Source organism: Streptomyces cyslabdanicus (genome assembly GCF_052663305.1).
On the sequence record NZ_JBQRUW010000024.1, the window covers coordinates 226627 to 251067 of the forward strand.

A 24441-nucleotide genomic window follows, 5' to 3' on the forward strand; every position below is an offset into this window, starting at 1 on the left:
GCCGATCGAGGCTCCGGTGAGGCCGCCGGAGGCCCGATCGGGCACGGCACCTGAGACGGCCGGACCCGGCAGCGGGCCGCGTCCCGGTGCGCGGGGAGTGCCACCGCGCGCGTCGGTACGGCACGTGCCCGGGCTGGGACCGGACCTCGTGCCGAAGGGGCGCGTCCCGCGTCCCGGAGGCGGTCGGCGTGGGGTCCGGCGGAGGCGCGCACCGCGTTGTCAGTGGCGCCCCGCACAATGGATCCCGCATCACGAACCATGACGAAAGGGCGGCGTGACCCATGAGCGTGTGGGACGACCTCGTCGGGCAGGAGAAGGTCGGCGAACAGCTGAGCGCCGCCGCCCGGGACGCCGACGCGCTGGTCACCGCGGCCGCCGCGGACGCGCCGCCGCCCGAGGCGTCGAAAATGACGCACGCGTGGCTGTTCACCGGACCGCCCGGCGCGGGGATCACGCAGACGGCGCGGGCCTTCGCCGCCGCCCTCCAGTGCGTGAGCCCCGACCGCGCGCTCGGCGGCGTCCCCGGCTGCGGCTTCTGCGACGGCTGCCATACGGCGCTGATCGGCACCCACGCCGACGTCAACACGGTCGCCGCCGTGGGCACGCAGATCCTCGTCGACGCCATGCGGGACACCGTGCGCAAGTCGTTCACCGCCCCGGCGAACGGCCGCTGGCAGGTGATCCTCGTCGAGGACGCCGAGCGGCTGAACGAGAAGTCCGCCAACGCCGTGCTGAAAGCCGTCGAGGAGCCCGCCCCGCGCACGGTCTGGCTGCTGTGCGCCCCCTCGGTCGAGGACGTCCTGCCCACGATCCGCTCCCGCTGCCGCCACGTGAACCTGCGCACACCGTCGGTGGACGCGGTCGCCGACATGCTCGTACGCAGGGAGGGCGTCGAACCCGCCGTCGCGGCCGCCGCGGCCCGCGCCACCCAGGGCCACATCGACCGGGCCCGCCGCCTGGCCACCGACCCGGCCGCACGCGAACGCCGCGCCGCCGTCCTGAAGCTCCCGCTGCGCGTCGACGAGATCGGCGGCTGCCTCAGGGGGGCCCAGGAACTGGTCGACGCGGCGGCGGACGACGCCAAGGCACTCGCGGAGGAGATGGACGCCAAGGAGGCCGAGGAGCTGAAGGCGGCGCTGGGCGCGACCCAGGGCGGCAGGCTGCCCCGCGGTACGGCGGGCGTGATGAAGGACCTGGAGGACAAGCAGAAGCGCCGCCGCACCCGCACCCAGCGCGACAGCCTCGACCTCGCCCTGACCGACCTCACCGGCCTCTACCGGGACGTCCTGGCCCTCCAGCTCGGCTCCCGCGTGGCCATCGCCAACGCGGACGTCGAGGACACTCTGGAGCGCCTCGCCCGTGGCAGCTCGCCCGAGTCCACCCTGCGCCGCATCGAGGCGATCGCCGCCTGCCGCGACGCCCTCGACCGCAATGTGGCCCCGCTCCTGGCCGTGGAGGCGATGACCGTGGCCCTGAGAGCGGGCTGACGAGGACACCGGCGTCGACGGCGTCACTCGTACGGGCAACGCTCCGCACGTATCGCACCTGGCCGATCGCGGAGAGTTACGCTCGCTGGATGCACATCAGGCGCGCCCTTCGTCCGAACAGCAGCACGGGCCCCCGGCCCCGAACCTCCCTCCGCGCGGCTCGCGCGGGCGGCGCCCTCCTCGCGGCCGCCGCCCTGCTGGTCTCGGCCTGTACTCCCGGCACCACGCATCGCCGGACCGAACCGGCGGCGGACGCGGCGCTGGCCGCGCTGCCGCGGGCCACGCCGCCCGCACTGTCGCCGTACTACGGGCAGAAGCCGGCCTGGCGCAGCTGCGGCGTGCCCGGCTTCGAGTGCGCGACGGTGCGGGCGCCGCTCGACTACGACCGGCCCGACGCGGGCGACGTCCGGCTGGCCGTGGCCCGCAAGAAGGCGTCCGGCCCGGGCAAGCGGCTCGGCTCGCTGCTGCTGAACCCGGGCGGACCGGGCGGCTCGGCCGTCGCCTATCTCCAGCACTACGCCGGTGTCGGGTACCCGGACGAGATCCGCGCCCGCTACGACCTGGTCGCGATGGACCCGCGTGGGGTCTCCCGCAGCGAGTCGGTGCAGTGCCTCGACGACCGGGACATGGACGCGTACACGCAGACCGACTTCACGCCCGACGACCGCGAGGAGGTCGACGCGCTCGTCGCCGAGTACCGCAAGTTCGCGGAGGGCTGCGGTGCGCGCTCCGCCCGTCTGCTGCGGCACGTCTCCACCGTGGAGGCGGCGCGCGACATGGACATCCTGCGCGCGATCCTGGGCGACGGAAGACTGAACTACGTCGGCGCCTCGTACGGGACGTTCCTCGGGGCCACGTACGCCGGCCTGTTCCCGGACCGTGTCGGCCGCCTGGTCCTGGACGGAGCCCTGGACCCCTCGCTGTCGGCACGCCAGATGAACCTGGACCAGGCGGCGGGCTTCGACGCGGCCTTCCAGTCGTTCGCGAAGGACTGCGTGCGGCAGAGCGACTGCTCGCTCGGCGGCCGCGCCGCGACCCCGAAGCAGGTCGGCGACCAGCTCGCGGCCTTCTTCCGCAGACTCGACGCCCGCCCGATCCCCGCCGGTGACACCGGTGGCCGTCGCCTCGGCGAGTCCCTCGCCACCTTCGGGGTGATCGCGGCGATGTACGACCAGGCGGCCTGGCCGCAACTGCGCGCGGCGCTCACGTCGGCGATGAAGAAGAACGACGGCGCCGCCCTGCTGGCCCTCGCCGACAGCTACTACGAGCGCGACTCCGGCGGCCACTACTCCAACCTGATGTACGCCAACGCCGCTGTGAACTGCCTGGACCTGCCGGCCCCCTTCACCAGTCCGGAGCAGGTGGAGGAATTCGTCCCCGCCTTCGAGAAGGCCTCCCCGGTCTTCGGCCGCGGCCTCGCCTGGAACACGCTGAACTGCGCGTACTGGCCGGTGAAGAACACCGGCAGGCCCCACCGCATCGAGGCCAGGGGCGCGGCCCCCGTCGTGGTCGTCGGCACCACCCGCGACCCGGCGACCCCCTACCGCTGGGCCCAGTCCCTGTCCCGTCAGCTCTCCTCCGCCCGCCTGCTGACCTTCGACGGTGACGGCCACACCGCCTACCGCCGCGGCAGCCGCTGCATCGACTCCGCGATCAACACCTACCTCCTCCAGGGCACCCCTCCGGCGAACGGAAAGCGCTGCTCATAGCCGCCACTCCCGCCCCCGCGCCCCGTTCCGGGGGCGGCCGGGGGCGTGTACGAAGCACTCCCGGAAACTGTGTAGACTTACGGACGTTGCCGATCGCACCATTGGTGTGGCAGCGCGCCGCTTTAGCTCAGATGGCCAGAGCAACGCACTCGTAATGCGTAGGTCTCGGGTTCGAATCCCGAAAGCGGCTCATCCTGGAACCCCGGGTCGGAATCATTCCGACCTGGGGTTTTCTCGTTCAGTGGACCCGGCGGCGCCAACTGTCGTGGCGCGAGCCGCGGTAGCGGTGCAGTGTGGAAGGCGTGGGCTCCAGGCAGGGACGTGCGAGTCTCGGGCAGCCGTGGCAGCCGAGCCACCTGCTGCTGCTGATTCCTGTCGTGCTCATCGTGGTGATCACTGCCGCGGACATCGCGACGGGGCCGAACGTCGTTCTCGGCCCCCTGCTGGTGGTCGCGCCCACGCTCACCGCGTGGTTCGCGGGCCCCTGGACGACGGGCGGCATCGGGGTTCTGGCCATGGCGGGCGAGGCTGCCAGCAGCTGGCGCACCGGATCAGTGTCTTCGCGGAACGTGGTGGTGGAGGTGATCGCTATCGCGGTGATCACCTTGTTGATCGTGGTCTTGTGCGCGGTGCGGGACCGGCACGCACGCCAGATGGCCCGGGTCCGGTCGGTCGCCGAGGCCGCCCAGCAGGTGGTGATGTGGCCGCTGCCGAGCCGGCTGGGCCCGCTGCGGCTCGCCTGTGTCTATCTGGCTGCCGAGGAGGAGGCCGCCATCGGCGGCGACCTGTATGCCGCCGCCCGCACCGACAGCGCGGTCCGCGTGATGATCGGCGACGTGCGGGGCAAGGGCCTGCCCGCCCTGGGCGAGGCCGCCCTCCTGCTCGGCGCCTTCCGCGAGGCCGCCCACCAGCAGGCCTCCCTGCCCGACCTGGCCGCTTCCCTGGAACGGAGCATGACCCGCTATCTCGCCGACTTCGAACCGGAGGGCGAGGCGGGAGAACGCTTCGTGACCGCTCTTCTGATCGAGATCGCCGACCCGGAGCCCCTGGTCCGCATGACCAGCTGCGGGCACCCGGCACCCCTGCTGCTCGGCCCGGATAACACTGTCCACGTGCCCCGCCTCCACCCCGGGCCCCCACTTGGCGTCGGCATCACGGATCCCGACGACCACGTCGTCGATGTCCTGCCTTTCAGCCCTGGGGACACGCTGGTCCTGTACACCGACGGTGTCATCGAAGCCCGTGACCACAACGGCGCCTTCTACCCGTTCGCGGAACGCGCTGCCCAGTGGACCGACCAACCTCCCGAGGCGCTGCTCCAGCACATCGAACGCGACCTGTTCGCCCACACCGGCGGACGCCTCGGCGACGACGTCGCCCTCCTCGCCATCCGTCGGGCCCACATCCCCCATGACGAAGCGGAAGAAGGCGAAGACCGACAGCGGTACGAGCGGAATGCCGAGCCCTCCCCGGAGGACGTCGGCGCGCTACGGGCGCCGCGGTCTCAGTTCCGGTCTCAGTTCCGGTTTCAGCCCTTGCGTGTTCCGCGGCCCGGCTGGTCCTTCGGCGTTCGCTGGGCCCCGGCCGAGTTCGCCGCCGCGACCGGCAGGCGTACTTTTGAAATCAGGCAAGGGTGACTTCCCGGTCGGAACGTCCAGGCCTCGATGGAGGCCACGAGGGCGCAGGCGAGATCCTCGGGCGGCGGCCCGAGGTCCAGGGCACTGGACCACGGATCCGAGCGGGGTGCGACTCACACAGCAGGCGCGGAGGGGCCATGGCCGAGCTCGGTAAGGCGGGCGACCCGCCGAACCCTGCCACGGTGCTGCGCGAGCCCGCACGGCTGGCCGCGGTGGACGCCGTCCGCGCGGTCGACCAGCTGACCGTGGACGCCTTCGCCCGGTCCGTGAGCCTGGCTGTACGGCTGCTGGACGCCCGTATGGCGCTGATCAGCCTGGCCGGGGCGGACCAGCAGTTCGTCCGGGCCGGGATCGGCACAGCCGTACCGCGGCACGGGGAGCGGGAGCGGGTCGACTGGGGCTTCTGCTCCGAGGTGGTGGTGTCCGGCCGGCCACTGGTCATCGACGACGTACGGAACGACTCCGAGCACCGGTCCGACCTCGCGGTCGCCGCCACCGGCATGCGCGCGTACCTGGGCGTGCCGCTGCTGCTGGAGGAGCTGCCGATCGGAGTGCTGTACGTGCTCGACACCAAGCCGCGACTGTGGGACGCGGAGCAGCGGCGCGCCCTGGAGCAGCTGGGGACGTCGGTGATGAGCGAGATCCGGTTGCGGCTGGACGCGGCCGAACGCGACCGGCTCTACGAGCGGGCCGCCGCCGCCGCCGTGGCCGAGCACAGACGGTCCCGGCAGTTGCAGGACCTGGCGCGGGCAAGTCTGCGGATCAATGCCGCGCCGTCGCTGGAGTACGCCCTCCAGACGGTCACCGAGGAGGCCAGGGCGCTGGTGGGCACGCACCAGTCGGTCACCAGCATGACCAGGAACCTCCGCTGGGCACAGGCGATCAACGCCGTCTCCCTGTCGGACAAGTACAGCGAGTACCGCTTCTTCGACGCACCCCCGGTCGGGGAGGGGATCTACGTCCTGGTGTGCAGGGACAACCAGCCGATGCGGATGACCCAGGAGGAGCTGGAGGCCCATCCGGCCTGGCGGGGCTTCGGTGCCTACGCCCCGGTTCATCCGCCGATGCGTGGTTGGCTGGCCGTCCCGCTGATCGCGACCGACGGTCGCAACCTGGGTCTGATCCAGCTCTCGGACAAGGAGGACGGCGGCGAGTTCACGCCCGACGACGAGGCGATCCTCGTCCAGCTCGCCCAGCTGGCCTCGGCGAGCATCGAGAAGGCCGCGGCGCTGGAGAACCAGTACGAGATCGCCCGCACCCTGCAGAGCAGCCTGCTGCCGCAGCAGCTGCCCGAGCAGTCGGCGGTGTCGGCCGCCTCCCGCTATCTGCCCGCCGCACCCCGTGCCGGGGTGGGCGGCGACTGGTTCGACGTGATCGGGCTCTCCGGTGCCCGGGTCGCGCTGGTGGTCGGGGACGTGGTCGGACACGGAATCCACGCCGCGGCGGCCATGGGCAGGCTGCGTACGGCCGTGCGCACGCTCGCCGATGTCGATCCCACCCCGGAGGAGCTGCTCACCCGGTTGGACGACCTGGTGAACCGGCAGTCCGCGGAATCGGGTGCCGACGACGGCGCCGACCCGGCACACGGAGGCACCGGGGACGTCGGGACCACCTGCCTGTACGCGGTGTACGACCCGGTGACCGGCCGCTGCACGCTGGCCGGTGCCGGCCATCCGGCGCCCATCATGGTGTCTCCGGACGGCAGCGCCGATTTCCTCGACCTGCCCTCCGGGCCCCCGCTCGGTGTCGGCGGTGTGCCGTTCGAGACGGTGGAGGTGGAGGTGCCGGAGGGCAGTCTGCTCGCCTTCTACACCGACGGCCTGGTCGAGTCCCGGCAGCGCGACATGGAAGCGGGGCTGGAGGAACTGCGCCAGGCGCTGACCGAGCCGTGCGACTCGCTGGAAGCGCTGTGCGACCACGTGGTCAAGACGCTGCTGCCCGAGCCTCCGTCCGACGACGCCGCGCTGCTCCTCGTCCGGCCGCACGCCCTGGACGAGACGCGGGTCGCCACCTGGGACATCGCGGCGGAACCGGCCGAAGTGGCCCGGATCCGCGCCCGCGCCGCCCGCCTGCTGGCGACCTGGGGTCTGGAGGAGATCGGCTTCGTGACCGAGCTGGTGGTGAGCGAGCTGGTCACCAACGCCATCCGGTACGGCCAACCCCCCATACAGATGCGGCTCATCTACGACCGGTCGATCATCTGCGAGGTCTCCGACGCCAGCAGTACCGCCCCCCATCTGCACCAGGCCCGCATCTACGACGAGGGCGGACGCGGCCTGATGCTGGTCGCCCGGCTCACCCAGCGCTGGGGCACCCGGCACGCCCGCGACGGCAAGACCATCTGGTGCGAGCAGGCCCTGCCCGGGGAAGGCCCGGCCGGGGAAGGCCTGCCCGTGGGGGGCCTGCCACTGGAGGGGCTGCCCGTGGACGGCCTGTCCCTGGAGGACCTGTCCGCGGAAGGCCTGCTGTCGTCCGACCCGGAACAGTGATCTGGCCTTCACGCCGCCGGGGTGCCCGCGCGCCCCGGTCGGGCCGCCCGTCGTGATCCGAAGAACGATCGGGGGCTGCCACTGGGGGCCGTGTAGTCTCACCGCCCAGTTGTGACATGCACGGGACACCGGGACACCGGGACACCGGGACACCGGGATGCCGGGACGCGAGGACACGGGGACAGGGGCGGGGGACGGTCATGACGTATCGGCGCGCGGCGATACCGGCGCTGGTCGGGGGTCTGCTGATCACGGCGTTGCTGTGGTGGGCGGGGGCGAGCGTGCAGGCACTGCACCTGGCGGGCACCGCCGACGCGATCGGCGGCCGGGCCGCCGCCGACCTCGAACGCTGGCTCATCCCCTGGTCGTACGACCCTCCGGACGTCGTGCGGTTCGGTGCCGGGGCGTCCGACTGGGTCAACGGCACACCCGATCCGGACGGAGCCCGCTACCTGGCGCTCTACCACACCGCCCTCCAGATCCGCTTCGCCGCGGTGTTCGCCTTCTTCGTGCCCGGCGCGCTGCACCTGGTCCGCAGGCTGCCGCCGGTGCACGGCCGACTGCCCGCCACGCTGCTCGCGGTGTGGGCCTGGGGCCTGGTGGCGGGGACCCTGGCGGTGACCGTCTCCGCGCCGTGGGTGATCGCCTCGCAGGGGCGCGGCAGTTACCGCTTCCTGCCCCAGCTGGCGGCCGCGCTCTCGGCCGGGTGCCAGATCCTGGTGGTGGCCGCGCTGGTGGCGGCGGCGGGGACGGTGCTCGCGGCCCGGATCACCGTCAAGGGCGCCGGTCCGCTGCCGAGGCAGGCGGTCCCGCCGCGGGCCGCCCGCCTGTCCGCCACGGCCGGGACCGCGGTCGTCGCCCTGTCCGTGGTCGTCCTCTCCTACCAGCCGGTGGCAGCCGCCCTCCAGAGGTTCGACCCGGTCGGCGGGATGTTCGCCGAACCGGGTGACCTGCTGCGTGGCTGGCTGCTGCTCGGCGGCTGGGCGGGCCCGGCGGGCACGCCGTTCGGCGACTGGCTCCTGTCCCGGGTCCCCGACGTACTGCTGCTGGTCGTGGTGTGGTGGGCGCTGCGGTGGCTGCCCGTCCTGCTGATTCGGGCCACCGTTCCGGCGATGGCGGTCGGCGCGGTGTGCGCGACCGTCCTCGGGCTGCTGGCGAGCCAGTTGCTGCGGACGGTGACGGACGGGGCGGGCCTGCGCTGGGGGCTGATCTATCTGTCCTCGGGCCTCGGTTACGGCGTTCCGGCCGCCCTGACCTGCGGTCTGGTGGCGGGAGTCGCGGCTGTCGCGACGCTGCGGCTGACGGTGGGCCGTGCCGACGACGTCCCCGAAGCCGCGCCCCCCGTGGAGAGCCCAGCCCACTCCTAGCGGGGCCCGTCCCCGGGGCCTGGGCGGCCCACCTTTGGGCGACCCCAGGAGCGGGCCGCCCTTCGGCGGACGGCGGGAACGCGACGACGGGACCGGACGGTTCAGTGCGCGGCGCGGGTGTGCGTGCGCTCGAAGACGGCGAGGAGGGAGCCCACGGCGGCCGGAACGGCCCGGCGGCGTGCGGCACTTCGGAGTTGCATGCTCACTCGGGCATGTTCGGGGAACAAACGCGGCGGAACCGCCTCTCCCGGACATCTTTCGCCGGACAGTACCCGACCGGGTGACCGCGCGGAATCGCGCGGACATCACCCGGACGGCTGACGGACGCACGGCATGGGCCGCGGTTCTCGCGCCGCTTCCAGGAGGATTGCGGTGAAGCGGTGGGAACCGGGCGCGATGTGATGCGGCGTCGAAGCAACCGGCGCCGCCGAGGTGACATCCTGGTGAACGAGGTGCGCCGTACGGGCGCCGTTGCCGTCGGACGGGATGAGGGCCGTGGTGGAGCCGAGGATCGCTGTCGCCGTGGTGACCATGGGCAACCGGCCCGCCGAGGTCGACGCCCTGCTGGAGTCCGTGGCCAAGCAGGATCTCGCGCCCGCGCGCATCGTGATCGTCGGCAACGGCTGCCGGCTGCCCGGGTTCGCCCGCCGGCTGACCCTGCCCGGCGAGGTCACGGCGGTGGAACTCGACGAGAACCTCGGCTGCCCCGGCGGGCGCAACGTCGCCCTGGCCCGGCTGCGTGCGTTCGGGGACGTCGATGTGGTCGTGGAGCTGGACGACGACGGGCTCCTCGTCGACGCCGACGTACTGCGCCGGGTACGGGATCTGTACGCCGCCGACCCGCGCCTTGGCATCGTCGGCTTCCGCATCGCCGACGAGTCCGGCGAGACCCAGCAGCGGCACGTGCCGCGGATCGGCGGGGCGGACCCGATGCGGGGCGGGTACGTCACCGGGTTCCTCGGCGGCGGGCACGCGCTGCGGACGGCGATGCTGGAGCAGACCGGGGACTGGCCCGCGGAGTTCTTCTTCGCGCACGAGGAGACCGATCTGGCCTGGCGTGCCGCCGATGCCGGCTGGAAGATCCTCTACGCGCCCGAGCTGCTCCTGCGGCACCCGAAGACCTCGCCCGCCCGGCACGCCATCTACTACCGGGTCACCGCCCGCAACCGGGTCTGGCTGGCCCGGCGGCGGCTGCCGCTCCCGCTCGTCCCGGTCCACCTCGGCGTGTGGACGCTGCTCACCCTGGCGCGGACCCGTTCGCTCGCCGGGCTGCGGGCCTGGTTCGGCGGCTTCGTGGAGGGGCTGCGCGAACCCGCGGGGGAGCGGCGGCCCATGCGCTGGCGGACCGTGTGGCGACTCACCCGGCTCGGCCGGCCGCCGGTGATCTGACCCACCGGTCGTCCGACCCGCCGGATCGCGGTCCGCGCGCGTCCGTGCTCGCGCTCACTTCGCGTCGGCGTAGCACTCCACCACCGCCGTCGTGAACGGAAACCGCACCGGGGTCTCTCCGAACGTCAGTCGGCCCGCCAGCTCCGCGGCCTGCCGGATCGCCTCGACGACCGTGTCCGCCTCCTCCTTCGGGCAGTGCACGATCACCTCGTCGTGCTGGAAGAAGACCAGCTCGGCCGCCATGTCCCGGCAGCTGCGGCGCAGCGCCGCGAGCAGCAGCAGGGCCCAGTCGGCGGCGCTGCCCTGCACGACGAAGTTGCGGGCGAAGCGGCCCCGGGCGCGCGAGTCGGCGGAGGCGTACCCCGGCATCCAGTCCTGGCCGGCGGGTGGTGCGGCGGCCGGGTCGTCCTGCGGGAGGCCCGCCTCACCGGTCGCGTCCTCGGCCGCCCCGGCGGCCGGGGGGCAGGTGCGGCCCAGCCAGGTTCGTACGAGCCGGCCCTCCTCGCCCGCGCGGGCGGCCTCGTCGACGTAGGCCACCGCCTTCGGGAAGCGGCGCCTGAGGGCGGCGAGGTTCTTCAGGCCGTCGCCGGAGGTCTGCCCGTAGACCGCGCCGAGCACGGCGAGTTTCGCCTGGGCGCGGTCGCCGGAGAAGGCCCGGTCGGACACCGACTGGTAGAGGTCGGCGTCCCGGCCCGCCACCTCCATCAGCCCCGGGTCGCGGGAGACGGCCGCCAGCACCCGCGGCTCCATCTGGGCGGCGTCGGCCACGACAAGGCGCCAGCCGGGGTCGGCCACCACGGCCCGGCGGATGACCTTGGGGATCTGGAGCGCGCCCCCGCCGTTGGTCACCCAGCGGCCGGTGACCGTGCCGCCGGCGAGGAACTCCGGTCTGAACCGCCCCTCCCGCACCCAGTCCTGGAGCCAGGACCAGCCGTGGGCGACCCAGATCCGGTACAGCCTCTTGTACTCCAGCAGCGGTTCGACGGCCGGGTGGTCGACCGACCTCAGCTCCCAGCGTCGGGTGGACTTCACCCTGATCCCGGCCCGTGCGAAGGCCTTGACCACGTCGGCGGGAAGATCCGGCCGCACCCGGTGGCCGAAGGCCGCGGACACCTCGTCCGCGAGTTCGGCCAGGCGGCGGGGCTCGCCGCCGCCCGCGTACCGCTCGCCGAGCAGTTCGCGCAGCACTGCGCGGTGCACGTCCGCGCGCCAGGGCAGACCCGCACGGTTCATCTCGGCCGCCACCAGTGTGCCCGCCGACTCGGCGGCGGTCAGCAGGCGCATCCGGCCGGGGTGCTCGGCGCGTTCGTGCCGTCGCTGCTGGTCGGCGTAGACCGCGAGCAGGTCCGCCAGCGGCAGGCGCACGCTCTGCGGTTCGAAGAGTGAGGACTGCGCGCCGGGTTCGGCGGACCGGTGCGGCGGATCCGGCGGTACCGGGCCGCCGTGCAGCCGGGCCAGGGCGGCGGCGGCCGAGCGGGGCTCGCCGTGACGCCCCTCGTGGCCGAGGAGGAGCGTCTCGGCGACCTCGATGTCGTAGCACCGCTCCACCCGTACGCCCGCGGCGAGCAGACGGGGATGGACCTCGGCGGTGGACCGCCACACCCATCGCGTGACGTCCGGTCTGCCGCGGACCGCCTCCGCGAGGTCCGCGGCACGGTGCACCGGACCGGCGGGCAGGCCGTCCCGGCCGAGGGGGGCGACCTCGGCGCCGCCGTCCTCGGCCGGTGCGAGAGCCCACCGGTCGGTCATGTCGGCGAGTGTCGCAGGAAGGTCTGACAACGGGCTGCGACCTGCTGCTCAGCAGGCCGGTCGCAGGCCGGTCAGCAGCAGGCCGGTCAGCCGTCCTGTCCGTCGCCCTGATCGCCGTCGTGCGCCTCCCGGTCCTCGTCCTGCCGGGCACGGTCCTTCACCAGCTCCGCCAGGGCCGCCGCGACGTACTCCTCGGCGCGCGCCTTGTCCAGGCCGAGGCCGCTGAGGACGCCCTCGCCGTTCTCCAGCTCCAGCAGGGCCAGCAGGATGTGCTCGGTGCCGATGTAGTTGTGGCCGAGGCGCAGGGCCTCGCGGAAGGTGAGTTCCAGGGCCTTCTTGGCGGCCGAGCCGTACGGGACCAGCTCGGGGGCGTCGGCGGACGCCGGTGGGAGGGCGGCCGTCGCGGCCTCGCGGACCGCGTCCAGGGTGACGCCCTGGGCCTCGACGGCCTGCGCGGCCATGGCCTCCGGCTCGGTGAGCAGCCCGAGGACCAGGTGCGTCGGCGTTCCCTCGGCGCTCCTGGCGGCCTTGGCCTCCTCGTGGGCGGCCATGACCACCTTGCGGGCGCGGGGCGTGTAGCGGTTGAACCCCTGGCTGGGGTCGAGGTCGGCCGACTCCTTGGGCACGAACCGCTTCTGCGCGGCCTGCCGGGTGACGCCCATGCTCCTGCCGATGTCGGTCCAGGAGGCGCCGGAGCGGCGGGCCTGGTCGACGAAGTGCCCGATGAGGTGGTCGGCCACCTCGCCGAGGTGCTCACCGGCGAGTACGGCGTCCTGGAGCTGTTCGAGGGGTTCCTGATGGACCTGCTTGATGGCCGAGATGAGGTCGTCCAGACGGACGCTCGACCTGATGGTGGGGTTCGTCATGTGTCAACCGTAGGTTGCGTCCCCAAGGGTGTCAACCTCGAGTTGACACCCCTGGGGACGCTTTCGGGGCCACCTCTGTCCACAGGGTGTGGACAGAGTTCTGCGCGCCTCGTGGCACCATCGACCGGTGAGTACGTCCAGCACCGTCGACCAGGCCTTCCGGGCCGCCCTGTACGCACCCTCCGGCGACGCCCTCGACACCGGCGCCTCCCTGCTGGCGGCCGACTCCGCGGCGGACGCCGAACTCCTCCGGCGCGGGCGGGAGTTCGTGGCGACGGCGTGGCAGCGCGGCTGGCAGCCCGCCGATGTCGCGCGGATCGTCGGGCGGGAGCTCGGCGAGGTCCATGCGCGACTGCTCGCGGCGCTCGTCCGCGCGCAGGCGGCCGACGACCGGCCGCGCGGCCCGCGCTGGACCGCCCAGCTCGACGCGCTGCCGCCCGCGGAACCGCCCCGCACCGACCGCTTCTCCCACGCCACCGCTGTCCTGGAGCTCTACCGCCTGCTGCTGCGGCTCCCCGCGCTCGAACCGCTGGACGAGCCCGCGCCCGCCTCCCGGACCGAGTCCCGCATGCTCACCCGGATCCGGGCGCTGCTCGCCAAGGCGGAGGCCACCGGCTATCCGGAGGAGGCGGAGGCGCTGAGCGCGAAGGCGCAGGAGCTGATGGCGCGGCACAGCGTCGACGAGGCGCTGCTCGCCGCCCGCGCCCCGGCACCGGACGCACCCGGCGCCTGCCGGATTGGTGTCGAGCCGCCGTACGAGCAGGCCAAGGCCGTGCTGCTGGACGCCGTCGCCACCGCGAACCACTGCCGCGCCGTGTGGAACGAGGCCCTCGGTTTCTCCACCGTCGTCGGCTTCGAGGCCGACCTGGAGGCGGTCGAACTGCTCTACGCCTCGCTGCTGGTCCAGGCCACGACCGCGATGACCGGGGCGGAGGCGGCCCAGCGGGCGGGCGGGCGCAAGCGGACGAAGACCTTCCGGCAGTCCTTCCTCGCCGCCTACGCCCACCGCGTCGGCGCCCGCCTCGCGGCCGCCGCCGAGACCCAGGTGACCGCGGACCTGCTGCCCGTCCTGGCGACCCGGGACGTCGCGGTCACCGACCGCGTGGACCGCTTGTTCCCGGAGACGACCACGACCCGCCTGCGCGGGGTGAGCGACACCGCGGGGTGGACGGAGGGCGCCCGGGCGGCGGACCGGGCCCGGGTGACGTCCCGCCCGCCGCTCGGCCGACGCGCCGCGCCGTCCGCGTGAACGGCCTCGCGGTCAGTCGCCGGCCTGCTGGAATGCCGTCACCGACGCGTCCGGGTCACCCGCGCTCTTCTTCCCCTGGACCGGGCCGTAGGACCACGGGAAGTCCCGGCTGCCGGACGCTCCGGGCAGGCTGAGCCTCAGGGTCGTCACCGCGAGGCCCTTGGCGCCGCCCTTCTCGCCCCGCACGTAGGTGAGGGTGAAGGCCGCCGTGTCGTTCTTGGCGAGGGTGAGCCTCTCCGGCGTTCCGGACCCCTCGCGCGGGACGGTCGCCGTGGCGTCGCCGGCGGACAGGGTGATGCCCGGGAAACCCTCCAGGGTGCACCGGGCACCCCGGTTGGTGACGGTGACGGGCACATTGCCCGTGTCCCCGGCGGCGGGCGCGGCGTTGGCCGGGCCGACCTGGATCGCGAGTTCGCCGATCCGGCAGGCCGTGCCGTCGGTGTTCTTCTCCCCGGATCCGGAGCCGGAGCCCGAGCCGGTGTCGCCGCCGCTGCCGCAGGCGGTGAGCAGGAGGGCCGCGGCGAGGGCGGTGACGGTGAGCGGAATGGCGCGCATGAACTGGTCCCTTGGGTCGTGACGATGCCCGAGGATCACCGGATCACCACGCACGAGCGTGCGGCGCGGTCGCCCGCCCCTCGATCGGCCCCGCGAACGTCAGGAGCCCGGGCTCGCCGTTGGCAGGTCCGACGGTAGCGCCCCGCCCGTCGACCGGGTGTACGTCTCCGCGCCGAGACCACCCTCCCAGGTAACGCGGAGCGCGGTCTTGTTGACCGAGTCCACCGTGCCGGTCGTACGAGCCTTGCACGCGTCGAGGTGGATCACCTGCCTCCCACTCTCCTCGACCGCCGTTCCGGTGCAGATGCTCCGGTCGGTCGAGAAGAGCGCGGCCTGCTCGCCGGTGACGACCAGGACCACGGCCTTGCCGCCGGTGGTGGCGAGCCAACTTCCCTCCACACCGTCCCCGTCGGCGGTCGGACCGCCCGTGCCGCCGTCATCGGCGGTCGTGCTCGCGGTCGCGCTCGCGCCGGGTGGGGCGGAGGTTGTGCCCGTGGCACCGGAGCCGCCGCTGTCGCAGCCGGTGAGGGCGAGCGTGCCGAGCAGGCCCGCCGCCGCGATCCGGGTCGCCGCGCTCACCCCCGTCGCCGCCGCCCTGGTCGCCGTGGTCGCCGCAGTCATCGGAAAGCCCCCAAGCTCAGACCGGCCGGCCGCCCGGCGGCCGGTACGACCGCAGCAAGCTACCAGGACCGGGTACTACCAGGAGGCCTTTCGGACCCCCGGCAGGTACCCGGCGTGCGCCTGCTCCCGCAGGCTCACCCGGGACAGGCCGAAGGCGCGCAGGTAGCCGCGCGGCCGGCCGTCGGTCTGGTCGCGGTTGCGCACGCGCGTGGCGCTCGCGTCCCGCGGCTGCCTGCGCAGCTCCCGCTCCGCGGCGAGCCGCTCGTCCGGCGTCGAGGACGGCCTGCGGATGACCTCCTTCAACTCGGCCCGGCGGGCGGCGTACCGCGCGACGATCTCCTGTCGCTTCTCGTTCTTCGCGATCTTGCTCTTCTTCGCCATGGCGTCTTCCTGTCGCTCGGGGCTCTCGGGGTTCCTCAGACCTTCACGCCGCGCGCGCGGATGCGCGCCACGGCCGCCTCGACACCGATCGCGTCGACGGTCTTGATCCCCTTCGTGCTCAGCCTCAGCCGGACGTACCGGCCCTCGCCCGGCAGCCAGTAGCGCTTGGTCTGGATGTTCGGGTCGAAGCGGCGCGAGGTGCGCCGGTGGGAGTGCGAGATGCGGTTGCCGAAGCCGGGCTGGGCGCCGGTCAGCATGCAGTGGGCGGACACGGGTGACCTACCTCTCCTCGATCAGTTGTGCAAATGGAATTCATTTTCAGTAACATAGTAGCATGGCACGCAACGAACTCCGCCCGGTCATCAAGCTCCGGTCCACCGCCGGGACCGGCTACACCTACGTGACCCGCAAGAACCGCCGCAACGACCCGGACCGCCTGACCCTGCGCAAGTACGACCCGGTCGCGGGCCGGCACGTCGACTTCCGAGAGGAGCGCTGAGGTCCGCCATGCGCAAGGGAATCCACCCGGCCTACGGTCCCGTCGTCTTCCGTGACCGTGCCGCGAACCATGCCTTTCTCACCCGGTCGACGATGACCAGCGACAAGACGATCGAGTGGGAGGACGGGCACACCCACCCCGTCGTCGACGTCGAGATCTCGAACGTCAGCCACCCCTTCTACACCGGCACGGCCCGTGTCCTGGACACCGCCGGGCGCGTGGAGCGCTTCGAGCGCCGGTTCGGGAAGCGGGGCGGGGCGTGAGTCTGTCGGTGGTGATCGTCGGCGGGCTGCACGCCGACGCCCGCGGTGCGGCCGTGGCACGGCTCCTCGCCGAGGTGCCCGGGAGTGTCGCGCTCCACCACGACCTGGCGACGGCCCCCGCGGGCACGGTGGTACGGACCGTGCGGGACGCCACCGGCGAGCTGTCCCGCGGCGAGACGCCGCTCGTCAACGACTGCGCGTGCTGCGCGCTGCGCGAGGACCTGGTGCCGGAGCTGCGCAGGCTCGCCGCCGCCGGGCTCACCCGGCTCGCGGTGGTCGAGCTGTGGGACTCCGTGGAGCCCAAGGCGATGGCCGAGGTGGTCGCGGCCGGCGGGCTCACCGTCACCGGCGTGATCACCGCTGTCGATCCCGCGCTGGTTCTGCCGTACCTCGGCAACGGCGACGACCTGGCCGACGGTGGGCTCGCGGCGGCCGCCACCGACCAGCGGACGGTCGCGGACACCTTCGCCCGGCAGCTGGAATACGCGCCCGTGCTCGCCGTCGCCGACTCCCCGGAGGCGGACGAGGAGGACCACGAACTGCTCACGCAGCTCCACCCGACGGCCCGCCGGGTCCCGATCGGCCACGGTGACCCGGGCGCCGCCCCCGGCCAGGGGCGCGTGCGGGAGCCCGCCGGCCGTTCCGGGCTGGCCCACGCCGCCCTCGCCGGATTCGACGTCGAGGCGGCCGGTTCGGCCCAGCATCCGGCGTGCGCGCTGCTGCCCGCCGAGGCGGACGCGCACGGCGTCTCGACGCTGGTCTGGCGTCGCCGCAGGCCTTTCCATCCGGAGCGGCTGTACGCGGCCCTGGAGGACCTGACCTGCGCCGCCGCCCGCAGCCGGGGCCGGTTCTGGCTGGCCGACCGGCCCGACACACTGCTGCACTGGGACGCGGCCGGCGGCGCGCTGTGCGTGGAGGGCGCCGGTCCCTGGCTCGCCGCCCTGCCGGACGCGGCCTGGGAGATGGTCCCGCCGGTGCGCCGGGTCGCCGCCGCGCTGGACTGGCACCCGGAGCACGGCGACCGCTGCCAGCACCTCGTCTTCACGTCCCCCGGCCTCGACCGCGACGGCCTCGAACGGTTGCTGGAGTCCTGCCTGCTGACCGACGCCGAGTACGCCGCCGGACACGACGCCTGGAAGGGCGTGCCGTCCGCCTTCGACACCCTCCTGGAGGTCTGACCCCCATGCCCCGCAAGAGCGACCGCAAGCCCGTCAAGTCCCGACCCAACCCGCTGGAGAAGGCCGGGATCGACTACATCGACTACAAGGACACCGACCTGCTGCGGAAGTTCATCTCCGACCGCGGCAAGATCCGCAGCCGCCGGGTCACCCGGGTCACGGCCCAGCAGCAGCGACTGCTGGCGCGGGCGATCAGGAACGCGCGGGAGATGGCGCTGCTGCCGTACTCCATCCGCTGATCGGGCCCGGGGCGGCGCGCAGACGGTCCTCACGCTCTCCGGACCGGGGGTGGGGGGTTCGCAACTGCTCGTCGGGGAGCGTGCAGGAGGTCCATTTAGCTCGATCGTGTGATGGTCGGCTGGCAGCCTTGCGGTGTGTTGGGCCGGTCGGGGTAGCGTTGTCGCGCGATCTGGGGCGCCGGGTGCGGTGCCAGCGTGCGGGGCCCCTGCTCCACCAGCGAGATGGTTCAGGGCCTCCCCGTCGCCTCTGGCCGTATCCATATGGCCAGGTCGTGAGGGACTCCGCCCGCCCGGCTCGGACCACGGACAGGATCCGTGTCGCTGCCCGGGACGCGAAAGCGGACGACCAGTGCGCCCACAACCGTTCGGGGCGTGCCGGTGCGCGGACTCACTCCCGCTCACTGTCCAGGAACGGTTTCGAGCCCGGATCGGCGCGGGGGCCCCAGCCCGTCCAGGACCTGGCCGACCGCTTCGCCATGCGCCGCCCCAGCCTCTCGGAACACCTCAAGGTGCTCCGGGAGGCCGGCCTCGTCTCCGAGCAGCGCTCCGGGCGGCAGCGCATCTACCGCCTGGAGGCGGCCCCTCTGGCCGACGTGCAGGACTGGCTCCACCCGTACGAGCGGTTCTGGCGCGGCCGGATGAAGGAACTCGGCGCGCTGCTGGACCGTATGCCCGACGACGACCGTGCCTGAGCAGCGACCCTTGCGGTGACCGCGCCCGAGCACCGACCCCCGCGGTGACCGCGCCCGAGCACCGACCCCCGCGGTGACCGCGCCCGAGCACCGACCCCCGCGGTGACCACACCCGAGCGCCGACCCTTGCGGTGACCGCACCGAGCACCGCCCCCTGCGACGACCGCACCGGGCACCGACCCCCCACGGCGGCCGCACATGAGCACCGACCCCCACGACGACCTCACCACGATCCGCGTCGACCAGTTCTACGCGCACCCGCCCGCGAAGGTCTGGCGGGCCCTCACCGAGCCCTCGCTGCTCGCACAGTGGCAGATGCCGGGCGCCGCCAACTTCCGCCTCGAGGTCGGCCACCGCTATCGGATGACCTCCGTGCCGCGGCCCAACTCCTCCTTCTCCGGCGTCGTCGACGTGGAGGTTCTCGCCTACGACGCAGAGCGGATGCTGGCCGTCCGCTGGAGGGACGCCGATCCGGCCAATCCCGCGGACTGGACACTTACCTGGACGTTGGAACAGGAGGGCCGTGGTACGCGTCTCTTCCTGGTGCACGAGGGATTCGATCCGGACGACCCGGCGCAGATGATGGCGCGCAAGATCATGGACGGGGGGTGGCGCTCGCATGTCCTGCGTGTTCTGGGGCAGACGCTCGAGCGGCTCGGGTGAAGCGGACGTCGGCGCTGTAACCGCTGGACCACGCCCTGTGCACGTGCATCTGCTCGCGCATATGCATGTGAACAAGGTTATGATCGCGATCAGTTGACCGAAGCATCCATGGCCACACCAGCCAGTGCACCACCGGGGAGCGACCTGTGGACCACGACGTTGAGGGCGGGTACGGGGGCGACGTGTACAACGGCATGACGGCCACGCGGCTGCGCGGGGTGGCCTGGCAGAAGAGCCGGCACAGCAACTCGCAGGGCTCCTGCGTGGAGTTCGCGCGACTGCCCGGCGGAGACGTGGCAGTGCGCAACTCCCGCTTCCCCGACGGTCCCGCGCTCGTCTACACGCGCGCGGAGATCGAGGCGATGCTGCTCGGGGCCAAGGACGGGGAGTTCGATCACCTGATAGCGGGCTGACGCGCCGACCAGTGAGGTGCGCGACTCGGGGCGATCGGTGCGCAACACGCGGTAACGCGCGTAGAACCACGGCGTCGAAGAGGTGCGCCGTTCGTCATGTGACGGACGCCAGCCGGAACAGCGCCCAGACCACCTTGCCGTCCAGGGCGCCGGTCAGCGGGTGCCAGCCCCAGCCGTCGCTGAAGGAGTCGACGAGGAAGAGGCCGCGGCCCGACTCCGCCGAGAAGTCGTCCGTCTCGCGGGCGACCGGGCTCTCCCGGCTGGGGTCGCGCACCGCGCACACCAGCCGCCCGGTCCACCGCAGCAGATGCAGTCGTACGGGCGAGTCGTGGTCGCACGAGTGTTCCGGCGACGGCTCCGGCAGACCGTGCCGCAGGGCGTTGGTGACCAGCTCCGAGACGACCAGGCAGACGTCCTCGAACCGGTCGGCCAGGTCCCATCGGTCGAGCGTCGTGCCGGTGAACTGCCGTGCCTCGCGCACCGCTTCGTAGCGGGCGGGGAGTGCGCAGGAGGCCGCGCTGGACACGGCCGCGGGATCCAGCGGGGGAAGGCCCTGCCGTAACGGCTCGAGCATGGTCGATCCATTCGTCCCCATGCGAGGCACTCCCGGTAATCCGCGGTCGTTGCGATGCAGCGGTGGCGCGAGACCATGGTTTCGGATGCGTACACCAGATGCAAGGGCAGATGCACGTGCACGCGACCGAATTGGACCTCCCCGTACCGCTTACTGGCCATTTTTTCCGCCATCCACGCGTCATCCACTGGTCTCCTGGTCGGCTCCTGCCGTGCGGATTCCTTGATCTCTTTCCGTTTCCGTAATCACGCGAGTACAGCTCGGAGTGAATTAGTGGCAGACTTCGGGCCTTGAAGACGGTTGGGGAGGCTGGCGAACGTGAGCGCGGGAGAGCCCGGATCGGTGGTGCGGCGCATGCTGCTCGGCTCGCAACTCAGGCGACTGCGTGAAGCGCGGGGCATCACGCGTGAGGCGGCCGGGTACTCGATCCGCGCCTCGGAATCGAAGATCAGCCGGATGGAGTTGGGCCGGGTGAGCTTCAAGACCCGAGACGTGGAAGACCTGTTGACGCTGTACGGCATCACGGACGAGGCGGAGCGCACCTCGCTGCTCTCCCTCGCCAGGGAGGCCAACGTCGCGGGCTGGTGGCACAGTTACTCCGACGTCCTGCCCAGCTGGTTCCCCACCTATGTGGGACTGGAGGGCGCGGCGTCGCTGATCCGCGTCTACGAGGTGCAGTTCGTGCACGGGCTGCTCCAGACCGAGGCGTACGCCCGGGCGGTGGTCCGGCGCGGTATGCAGAGTGCGAGCGAGGCCGACGTGGAGCGGAGGGTGGCGCTGCGCATGGAGCGGCAGAAGTACCTCGTCTCGGAGAACGCGCCCGACCTCCACATCGTCCTCGACGAGGCCGCCCTGCGCCGCCCGTACGGCGACCGCGACGTGATGCGCGGGCAGTTGCAGCACCTGATCGACTTCTCCGAGCGGTCCAACGTGCGGCTTCAGATCATGCCGTTCAGCTTCGGCGGGCACGCCGGCGAGTCCGGGGCCTTCACCGTCCTCAGCTTCCCCGAGTCGGACCTGTCGGACGTGGTCTACCTGGAGCAGCTCACCAGCGCCCTCTACCTGGACAAGCCCGAGGACGTCGCCCAGTACGAGAGGGCGCTGGAGGAACTCCAGCACGACGGACCCGGCCCGGACGAGAGCCGCGACCTTCTGCGCGGGCTGCTCCAGCTCTCGTAGGGAATCCCCTCGAGAACCCGAATCGAACGCCCAACTCGCATCGGGCGCACGTACGATGACGTGTGATCAGACCGTGAAGAAGTGATCGGGGGTTGATCGGGCTCCGACTGCTTCGACCGTCTCGCAGCAGGGGATCGAGGGAGCACATGCCGTCCTACTTCACCGACCTGGCCCAGCAGTACATCGACGGGCAGTGGCGCCCGGGCACCGGCTCCTGGGACATCATCGACTTCAACCCGTACGACGGGGAGAAGCTGGCCTCGATCACCATCGCCACGGTCGACGAGGTGGATCAGGCCTACCGCGCGGCCGCCCGCGTCCAGAAGGACTGGGCCGCCACCAACGCCCACGCCCGCCGGACCGTCTTCGAGAAGGCGCTGCGGCTGGTCGAGGAGCGGGAGGCGGAGATCGCCGACGTGATCATCGCCGAGCTCGGCGGCACCCGGCTGAAGGCCGCGTTCGAACTGCACCTCGCCAAGGAGTTCCTGCGCGAGTCGATCCACCTGACGCTGCGCCTCGAGGGGAAGATCCTGCCGTCCCCGGTCGACGGCAAGGAGAACCGCGTCTACCGGGTGCCCGTCGGTGTCGTGGGCGTCATCAGCCCCTTCAACTTCCCCTTCCTGCTGTCCCTGAAGTCGGTCGCCCCGGCGCTCGCCCTCGGAAACGGCGTGGTGCTCAAGCCGCACCAGGACACCCCGGTCACCGGCGGCTCCCTGGTCGCGAAGATCTTCGAGGACGCGGGACTGCCGCCCGGTCTGCTCAACGTCGTCATCACGGACATAGCGGAGATCGGCGACGCCTTCGTCGAGCACCCCGTCCCCAAGGTCATCTCCTTCACCGGTTCCGACCGGGTCGGCCGGCACGTCGCCACCGTCTGCGCCTCCCACTTCAAGCGCTCGGTCCTGGAACTCGGCGGCAACAGCGCGGTCGTGGTCCTGGACGACGCCGACCTCGACTACGCGGTCGACGCGGCCGTCTTCAGCCGGTACGTCCACCAGGGCCAGGTGTGCATGGCCGCGAACCGGATCATGGTGGACCGCTCGGTCGCCGAGGAGTTCACCGGGAAGTTCGTCGCCAAGGTCAGGTCGCTGAAGGTCGGCGACCCGCGCGACCCGGAGACCGTCATCGGCCCGGTGATCAACTCCACCCAGGCCCACGCGGTCTCGGGCGCCGTCGAGCAGGCGATCGCCGAGGGCGCCACGGCCCTGCTGCACGGCGCCACCGCCGACAACCTCGTCGAGCCGTCGGTCCTGACGAACCTGCCCGCCGACTCCTCCCTGCTCCGCCAGGAGGTCTTCGGCCCCGTCGCCTTCGTCATCCCGTTCGACGGCGAGGAGGAGGCGGTCCGGATCGTCAACGACACCCCCTACGGCCTCAGCGGCGCCGTCCACACGGCGGACGTCGAGCGGGGCGTCGCCTTCGCCCAGCGGATCGACACCGGCATGTTCCACGTGAACGACGGCACCGTCCACGACGAGCCGCTCGTCCCCTTCGGCGGCGAGAAGCACTCCGGCATCGGCCGCCTGAACGGCGAGACCACCCTGGACGCCTTCACCACCCTGAAGTGGATCTCGGTCCAGCACGGCCGGAGCGGGTTCCCGTTCTAGCCCCTGCCGTCCCACGAGACACCGGCGCCGTACCCGACGGGCGAAGGCCACCCCGAGGACGACAGCTGAGCGTGCCGGACAGGCGCTAGTGCCGCGACAGGCAACGTTTGCCCCGTCGCGACGCCCGGCACTCCCCCAAGCTCTTCGAGCAGGGGGGACCCCCAGAGCACGCACCGGACGCCGCTCCTTGACGGGCAAACGTTGCCCGCCGCGGCGCTAGTGGTGGAAGCCGGTGGCCGCGTCCTTGTCCCGGATCAGCGGGTGCGGCTGGCGGCGCAGCTCGGGCAGATGGCGGCCGAGGTCCTCGAGGAACAGCTCGGCGAGGTCCGCCGAGAACCCGTTGCGGCAGACCACGCGCAGGACGGACAGGTCCTCCCGGTTCGGCGGGAAGGTGTACGCGGGCACCAGCCAGCCGTTCTCGCGCAGCCGCCGGGCGACGTCGAACACGTCGAAGGCCTGCACGTCCGGAGCCGTGGTGAAGGCGAACACCGGCAACTGGTCGCCTCGGGTCAGCAGCCGGAAGTCGCCGAGCGCCTCGACCCGTTCGGCGAGGTGGCGGGCCACGTCCCGGGCGCTCTGCTGCACCAGCCGGTAGCCCTCGCGGCCCAGCCGCAGGAACGTGTAGTACTGGGCCACCACCTGCGCGCCCGGCCGGGAGAAGTTGAGCGCGAAGGTCGGCATGTCGCCGCCCAGGTAGTTGACCCGGAAGACCAGCTCCTCGGGCAGCGTGTCCTTGTCGCGCCACAGTGCCCAGCCGACGCCGGGGTAGACCAGCCCGTACTTGTGCCCCGAGGTGTTGATCGAGGCCACTCGCGGAAGCCGGAAGTCCCAGACCAGGTCCTCGTCGAGGAAGGGCGCGATCATGCCGCCGGAGGCGCCGTCGACGTGCACCGGGACGTCGAGACCCGTGCGCTCCTGGAGGGCGTCCAGGGCCGCGCACAGGTCGGCGATCGGCTCGTAGGAGCCGTCGAAGGTGGAGCCGAGGATGCCAACGACCCCGATGGTGTTCTCGTCGCACAGTTCGGCGGCGGCCTGCGGGTCGAGGTGGTAGCGGTCGCCCTCCATGGGGACCTGGCGGGCCTCGACCTCCCAGAAGTTGCAGAACTTCTCCCAGCAGACCTGGACGTTGACGCCCATGACGAGGTTCGGGCGTGCGTCCCGCGAGGGATAGCGGTGGGCGTTGCGCCGCGCCCAGCGCCGCTTGAGCGCCATCCCGGCGAGCATGCACGCCTCGCTCGACCCGGTCGTCGAACAGCCCACGACGGCCGACGGATCCGGCGCGTTCCACAGGTCGGCGAGCATCGCCACGCAGCGCCGCTCCAGCTCGGCGGTGCGCGCGTACTCGTCCTTGTCGATCATGTTCTTGTCGCAGCACTCGTCCATCAGGGCCCTGGCCTGCGGTTCCATCCACGTCGTGACGAACGTGGCCAGGTTCAGCCGGGAGTTGCCGTCCAGCATCAGCTCGTCGTGCACGAGCTGGTACGCCGTCGTGGGTGGCAGGGGCGTGTCGGCGAGCCGGTGCTTGGGCGGCGCCTCGGCCATCTCGAAGGCCGGATTCGCCTCCCCGTAGAAGGGGTTGACGGACAGGGGGCGTTCGTCGGGCTTCTCGTGTCCTCGGTGCAGCGGCATGGGCGG

General features: G+C 72.4%; 23 protein-coding genes, 1 tRNA gene and 1 pseudogene. 17 read left to right on the plus strand and 8 right to left on the minus strand.

What is annotated here, in order from left to right; genetic code table 11:
- The first annotated feature begins 281 nt into the window (after positions 1-281).
- The 7 genes from ACTYVM_RS16395 to ACTYVM_RS16425 all read left to right on the plus strand — a co-directional run bounded on the left by ACTYVM_RS16395 (position 282) and on the right by ACTYVM_RS16425 (position 10078).
- A complete protein-coding gene (locus ACTYVM_RS16395; protein WP_445526576.1) occupies positions 282-1487 on the plus strand; it encodes a DNA polymerase III subunit delta' in 1206 nt (401 codons plus the stop codon).
- Between the two features lie 89 nt (positions 1488-1576).
- Positions 1577-3196, plus strand: coding sequence for an alpha/beta hydrolase (locus ACTYVM_RS16400; RefSeq protein ID WP_445526577.1), 1620 nt, complete (start codon positions 1577-1579; stop codon positions 3194-3196).
- A gap of 116 nt (positions 3197-3312) precedes the next feature.
- Positions 3313-3386 (plus strand) — tRNA-Thr (locus tag ACTYVM_RS16405).
- Between the two features lie 112 nt (positions 3387-3498).
- Positions 3499-4833 (plus strand): PP2C family protein-serine/threonine phosphatase, encoded by a 1335-nt coding sequence (locus ACTYVM_RS16410; RefSeq protein WP_445526578.1) that lies wholly within the window; start codon positions 3499-3501, stop codon positions 4831-4833.
- A 137-nt stretch (positions 4834-4970) separates the two neighbouring features.
- Positions 4971-7322, plus strand: coding sequence for a SpoIIE family protein phosphatase (locus tag ACTYVM_RS16415; protein ID WP_445526579.1), 2352 nt, complete (start codon positions 4971-4973; stop codon positions 7320-7322).
- A 200-nt stretch (positions 7323-7522) separates the two neighbouring features.
- Positions 7523-8689, plus strand: a complete 1167-nt coding sequence (locus ACTYVM_RS16420; RefSeq protein WP_445526580.1) for a hypothetical protein — start codon at positions 7523-7525, stop codon at positions 8687-8689.
- A gap of 495 nt (positions 8690-9184) precedes the next feature.
- Entirely contained in the window at positions 9185-10078 is an 894-nt protein-coding gene (locus ACTYVM_RS16425; protein WP_445526614.1) for a glycosyltransferase family 2 protein, read from the plus strand.
- Between the two features lie 54 nt (positions 10079-10132).
- Here ACTYVM_RS16425 and ACTYVM_RS16430 read toward each other — a convergent pair whose 3' ends face one another.
- Positions 10133-11827 (minus strand): bifunctional 3'-5' exonuclease/DNA polymerase, encoded by a 1695-nt coding sequence (locus ACTYVM_RS16430; protein WP_445526581.1) that lies wholly within the window; start codon positions 11825-11827, stop codon positions 10133-10135.
- An 86-nt stretch (positions 11828-11913) separates the two neighbouring features.
- The gene (locus tag ACTYVM_RS16435; protein ID WP_445526582.1) at positions 11914-12693 is read right to left on the minus strand and encodes a Clp protease N-terminal domain-containing protein; all 780 of its coding nucleotides are present in this window, start codon (positions 12691-12693) and stop codon (positions 11914-11916) included.
- Between the two features lie 127 nt (positions 12694-12820).
- On the opposite strand from ACTYVM_RS16435, the gene ACTYVM_RS16440 reads away from it, so the two are divergent.
- On the plus strand, positions 12821-13942 hold the full coding sequence (locus ACTYVM_RS16440) for a DUF2786 domain-containing protein (protein WP_445526583.1): 1122 nt from the start codon (positions 12821-12823) through the stop codon (positions 13940-13942).
- A gap of 12 nt (positions 13943-13954) precedes the next feature.
- Here ACTYVM_RS16440 and ACTYVM_RS16445 read toward each other — a convergent pair whose 3' ends face one another.
- From ACTYVM_RS16445 to rpmB, 4 genes are all read right to left on the minus strand, one after another.
- Entirely contained in the window at positions 13955-14497 is a 543-nt protein-coding gene (locus ACTYVM_RS16445; RefSeq protein ID WP_445526584.1) for a DUF4232 domain-containing protein, read from the minus strand.
- 99 nt (positions 14498-14596) lie between these two features.
- The gene (locus ACTYVM_RS16450) at positions 14597-15118 is read right to left on the minus strand and encodes a hypothetical protein (protein ID WP_445526585.1); all 522 of its coding nucleotides are present in this window, start codon (positions 15116-15118) and stop codon (positions 14597-14599) included.
- Positions 15119-15193: 75 nt separating this feature from the next.
- On the minus strand, positions 15194-15499 hold the full coding sequence (rpsN, locus tag ACTYVM_RS16455; RefSeq protein ID WP_445526586.1) for a 30S ribosomal protein S14: 306 nt from the start codon (positions 15497-15499) through the stop codon (positions 15194-15196).
- Between the two features lie 35 nt (positions 15500-15534).
- The gene (gene rpmB / locus ACTYVM_RS16460; RefSeq protein ID WP_445526587.1) at positions 15535-15771 is read right to left on the minus strand and encodes a 50S ribosomal protein L28; all 237 of its coding nucleotides are present in this window, start codon (positions 15769-15771) and stop codon (positions 15535-15537) included.
- A 62-nt stretch (positions 15772-15833) separates the two neighbouring features.
- Here rpmB and rpmG point away from each other — a divergent pair, with 62 nt between their 5' ends.
- From rpmG to ACTYVM_RS16495, 7 genes and pseudogenes are all read left to right on the plus strand, one after another.
- Positions 15834-15998, plus strand: a complete 165-nt coding sequence (gene rpmG, locus ACTYVM_RS16465; protein ID WP_030361075.1) for a 50S ribosomal protein L33 — start codon at positions 15834-15836, stop codon at positions 15996-15998.
- Positions 15999-16006: 8 nt separating this feature from the next.
- Positions 16007-16261 (plus strand): type B 50S ribosomal protein L31, encoded by a 255-nt coding sequence (locus tag ACTYVM_RS16470; RefSeq protein ID WP_445526588.1) that lies wholly within the window; start codon positions 16007-16009, stop codon positions 16259-16261.
- The gene (locus tag ACTYVM_RS16475) at positions 16258-17439 is read left to right on the plus strand and encodes a CobW family GTP-binding protein (RefSeq protein WP_445526589.1); all 1182 of its coding nucleotides are present in this window, start codon (positions 16258-16260) and stop codon (positions 17437-17439) included. The genes ACTYVM_RS16470 and ACTYVM_RS16475 overlap by 4 nt, the downstream gene beginning before the upstream one ends.
- 5 nt (positions 17440-17444) lie before the next feature.
- A complete protein-coding gene (rpsR, locus tag ACTYVM_RS16480; protein ID WP_445526590.1) occupies positions 17445-17678 on the plus strand; it encodes a 30S ribosomal protein S18 in 234 nt (77 codons plus the stop codon).
- Between the two features lie 437 nt (positions 17679-18115).
- Positions 18116-18370, plus strand: a pseudogene (locus ACTYVM_RS16485) (ArsR/SmtB family transcription factor); the annotation flags it as partial.
- 198 nt (positions 18371-18568) lie between these two features.
- Positions 18569-19033 (plus strand): SRPBCC family protein, encoded by a 465-nt coding sequence (locus ACTYVM_RS16490; RefSeq protein WP_445526591.1) that lies wholly within the window; start codon positions 18569-18571, stop codon positions 19031-19033.
- Between the two features lie 146 nt (positions 19034-19179).
- Complete coding sequence (locus ACTYVM_RS16495) at positions 19180-19446, plus strand: DUF397 domain-containing protein (protein ID WP_445526592.1); 267 nt, start codon at positions 19180-19182, stop codon at positions 19444-19446.
- 94 nt (positions 19447-19540) lie between these two features.
- Here ACTYVM_RS16495 and ACTYVM_RS16500 read toward each other — a convergent pair whose 3' ends face one another.
- Positions 19541-20020 (minus strand): ATP-binding protein, encoded by a 480-nt coding sequence (locus ACTYVM_RS16500; protein WP_445526593.1) that lies wholly within the window; start codon positions 20018-20020, stop codon positions 19541-19543.
- A 342-nt stretch (positions 20021-20362) separates the two neighbouring features.
- Between ACTYVM_RS16500 and ACTYVM_RS16505 the strand changes: the two genes are divergently transcribed.
- Positions 20363-21199, plus strand: coding sequence for a Sco1979 family transcriptional regulator (locus tag ACTYVM_RS16505; RefSeq protein WP_510187048.1), 837 nt, complete (start codon positions 20363-20365; stop codon positions 21197-21199).
- A gap of 146 nt (positions 21200-21345) precedes the next feature.
- A complete protein-coding gene (locus ACTYVM_RS16510; protein WP_445526594.1) occupies positions 21346-22806 on the plus strand; it encodes an aldehyde dehydrogenase family protein in 1461 nt (486 codons plus the stop codon).
- 216 nt (positions 22807-23022) lie between these two features.
- Here the strand turns inward: ACTYVM_RS16510 and gad are convergent, their stop codons facing one another.
- Positions 23023-24435 (minus strand): glutamate decarboxylase, encoded by a 1413-nt coding sequence (gad, locus tag ACTYVM_RS16515; RefSeq protein WP_445526595.1) that lies wholly within the window; start codon positions 24433-24435, stop codon positions 23023-23025.
- Between the last annotated feature and the right edge of the window lie 6 nt (positions 24436-24441).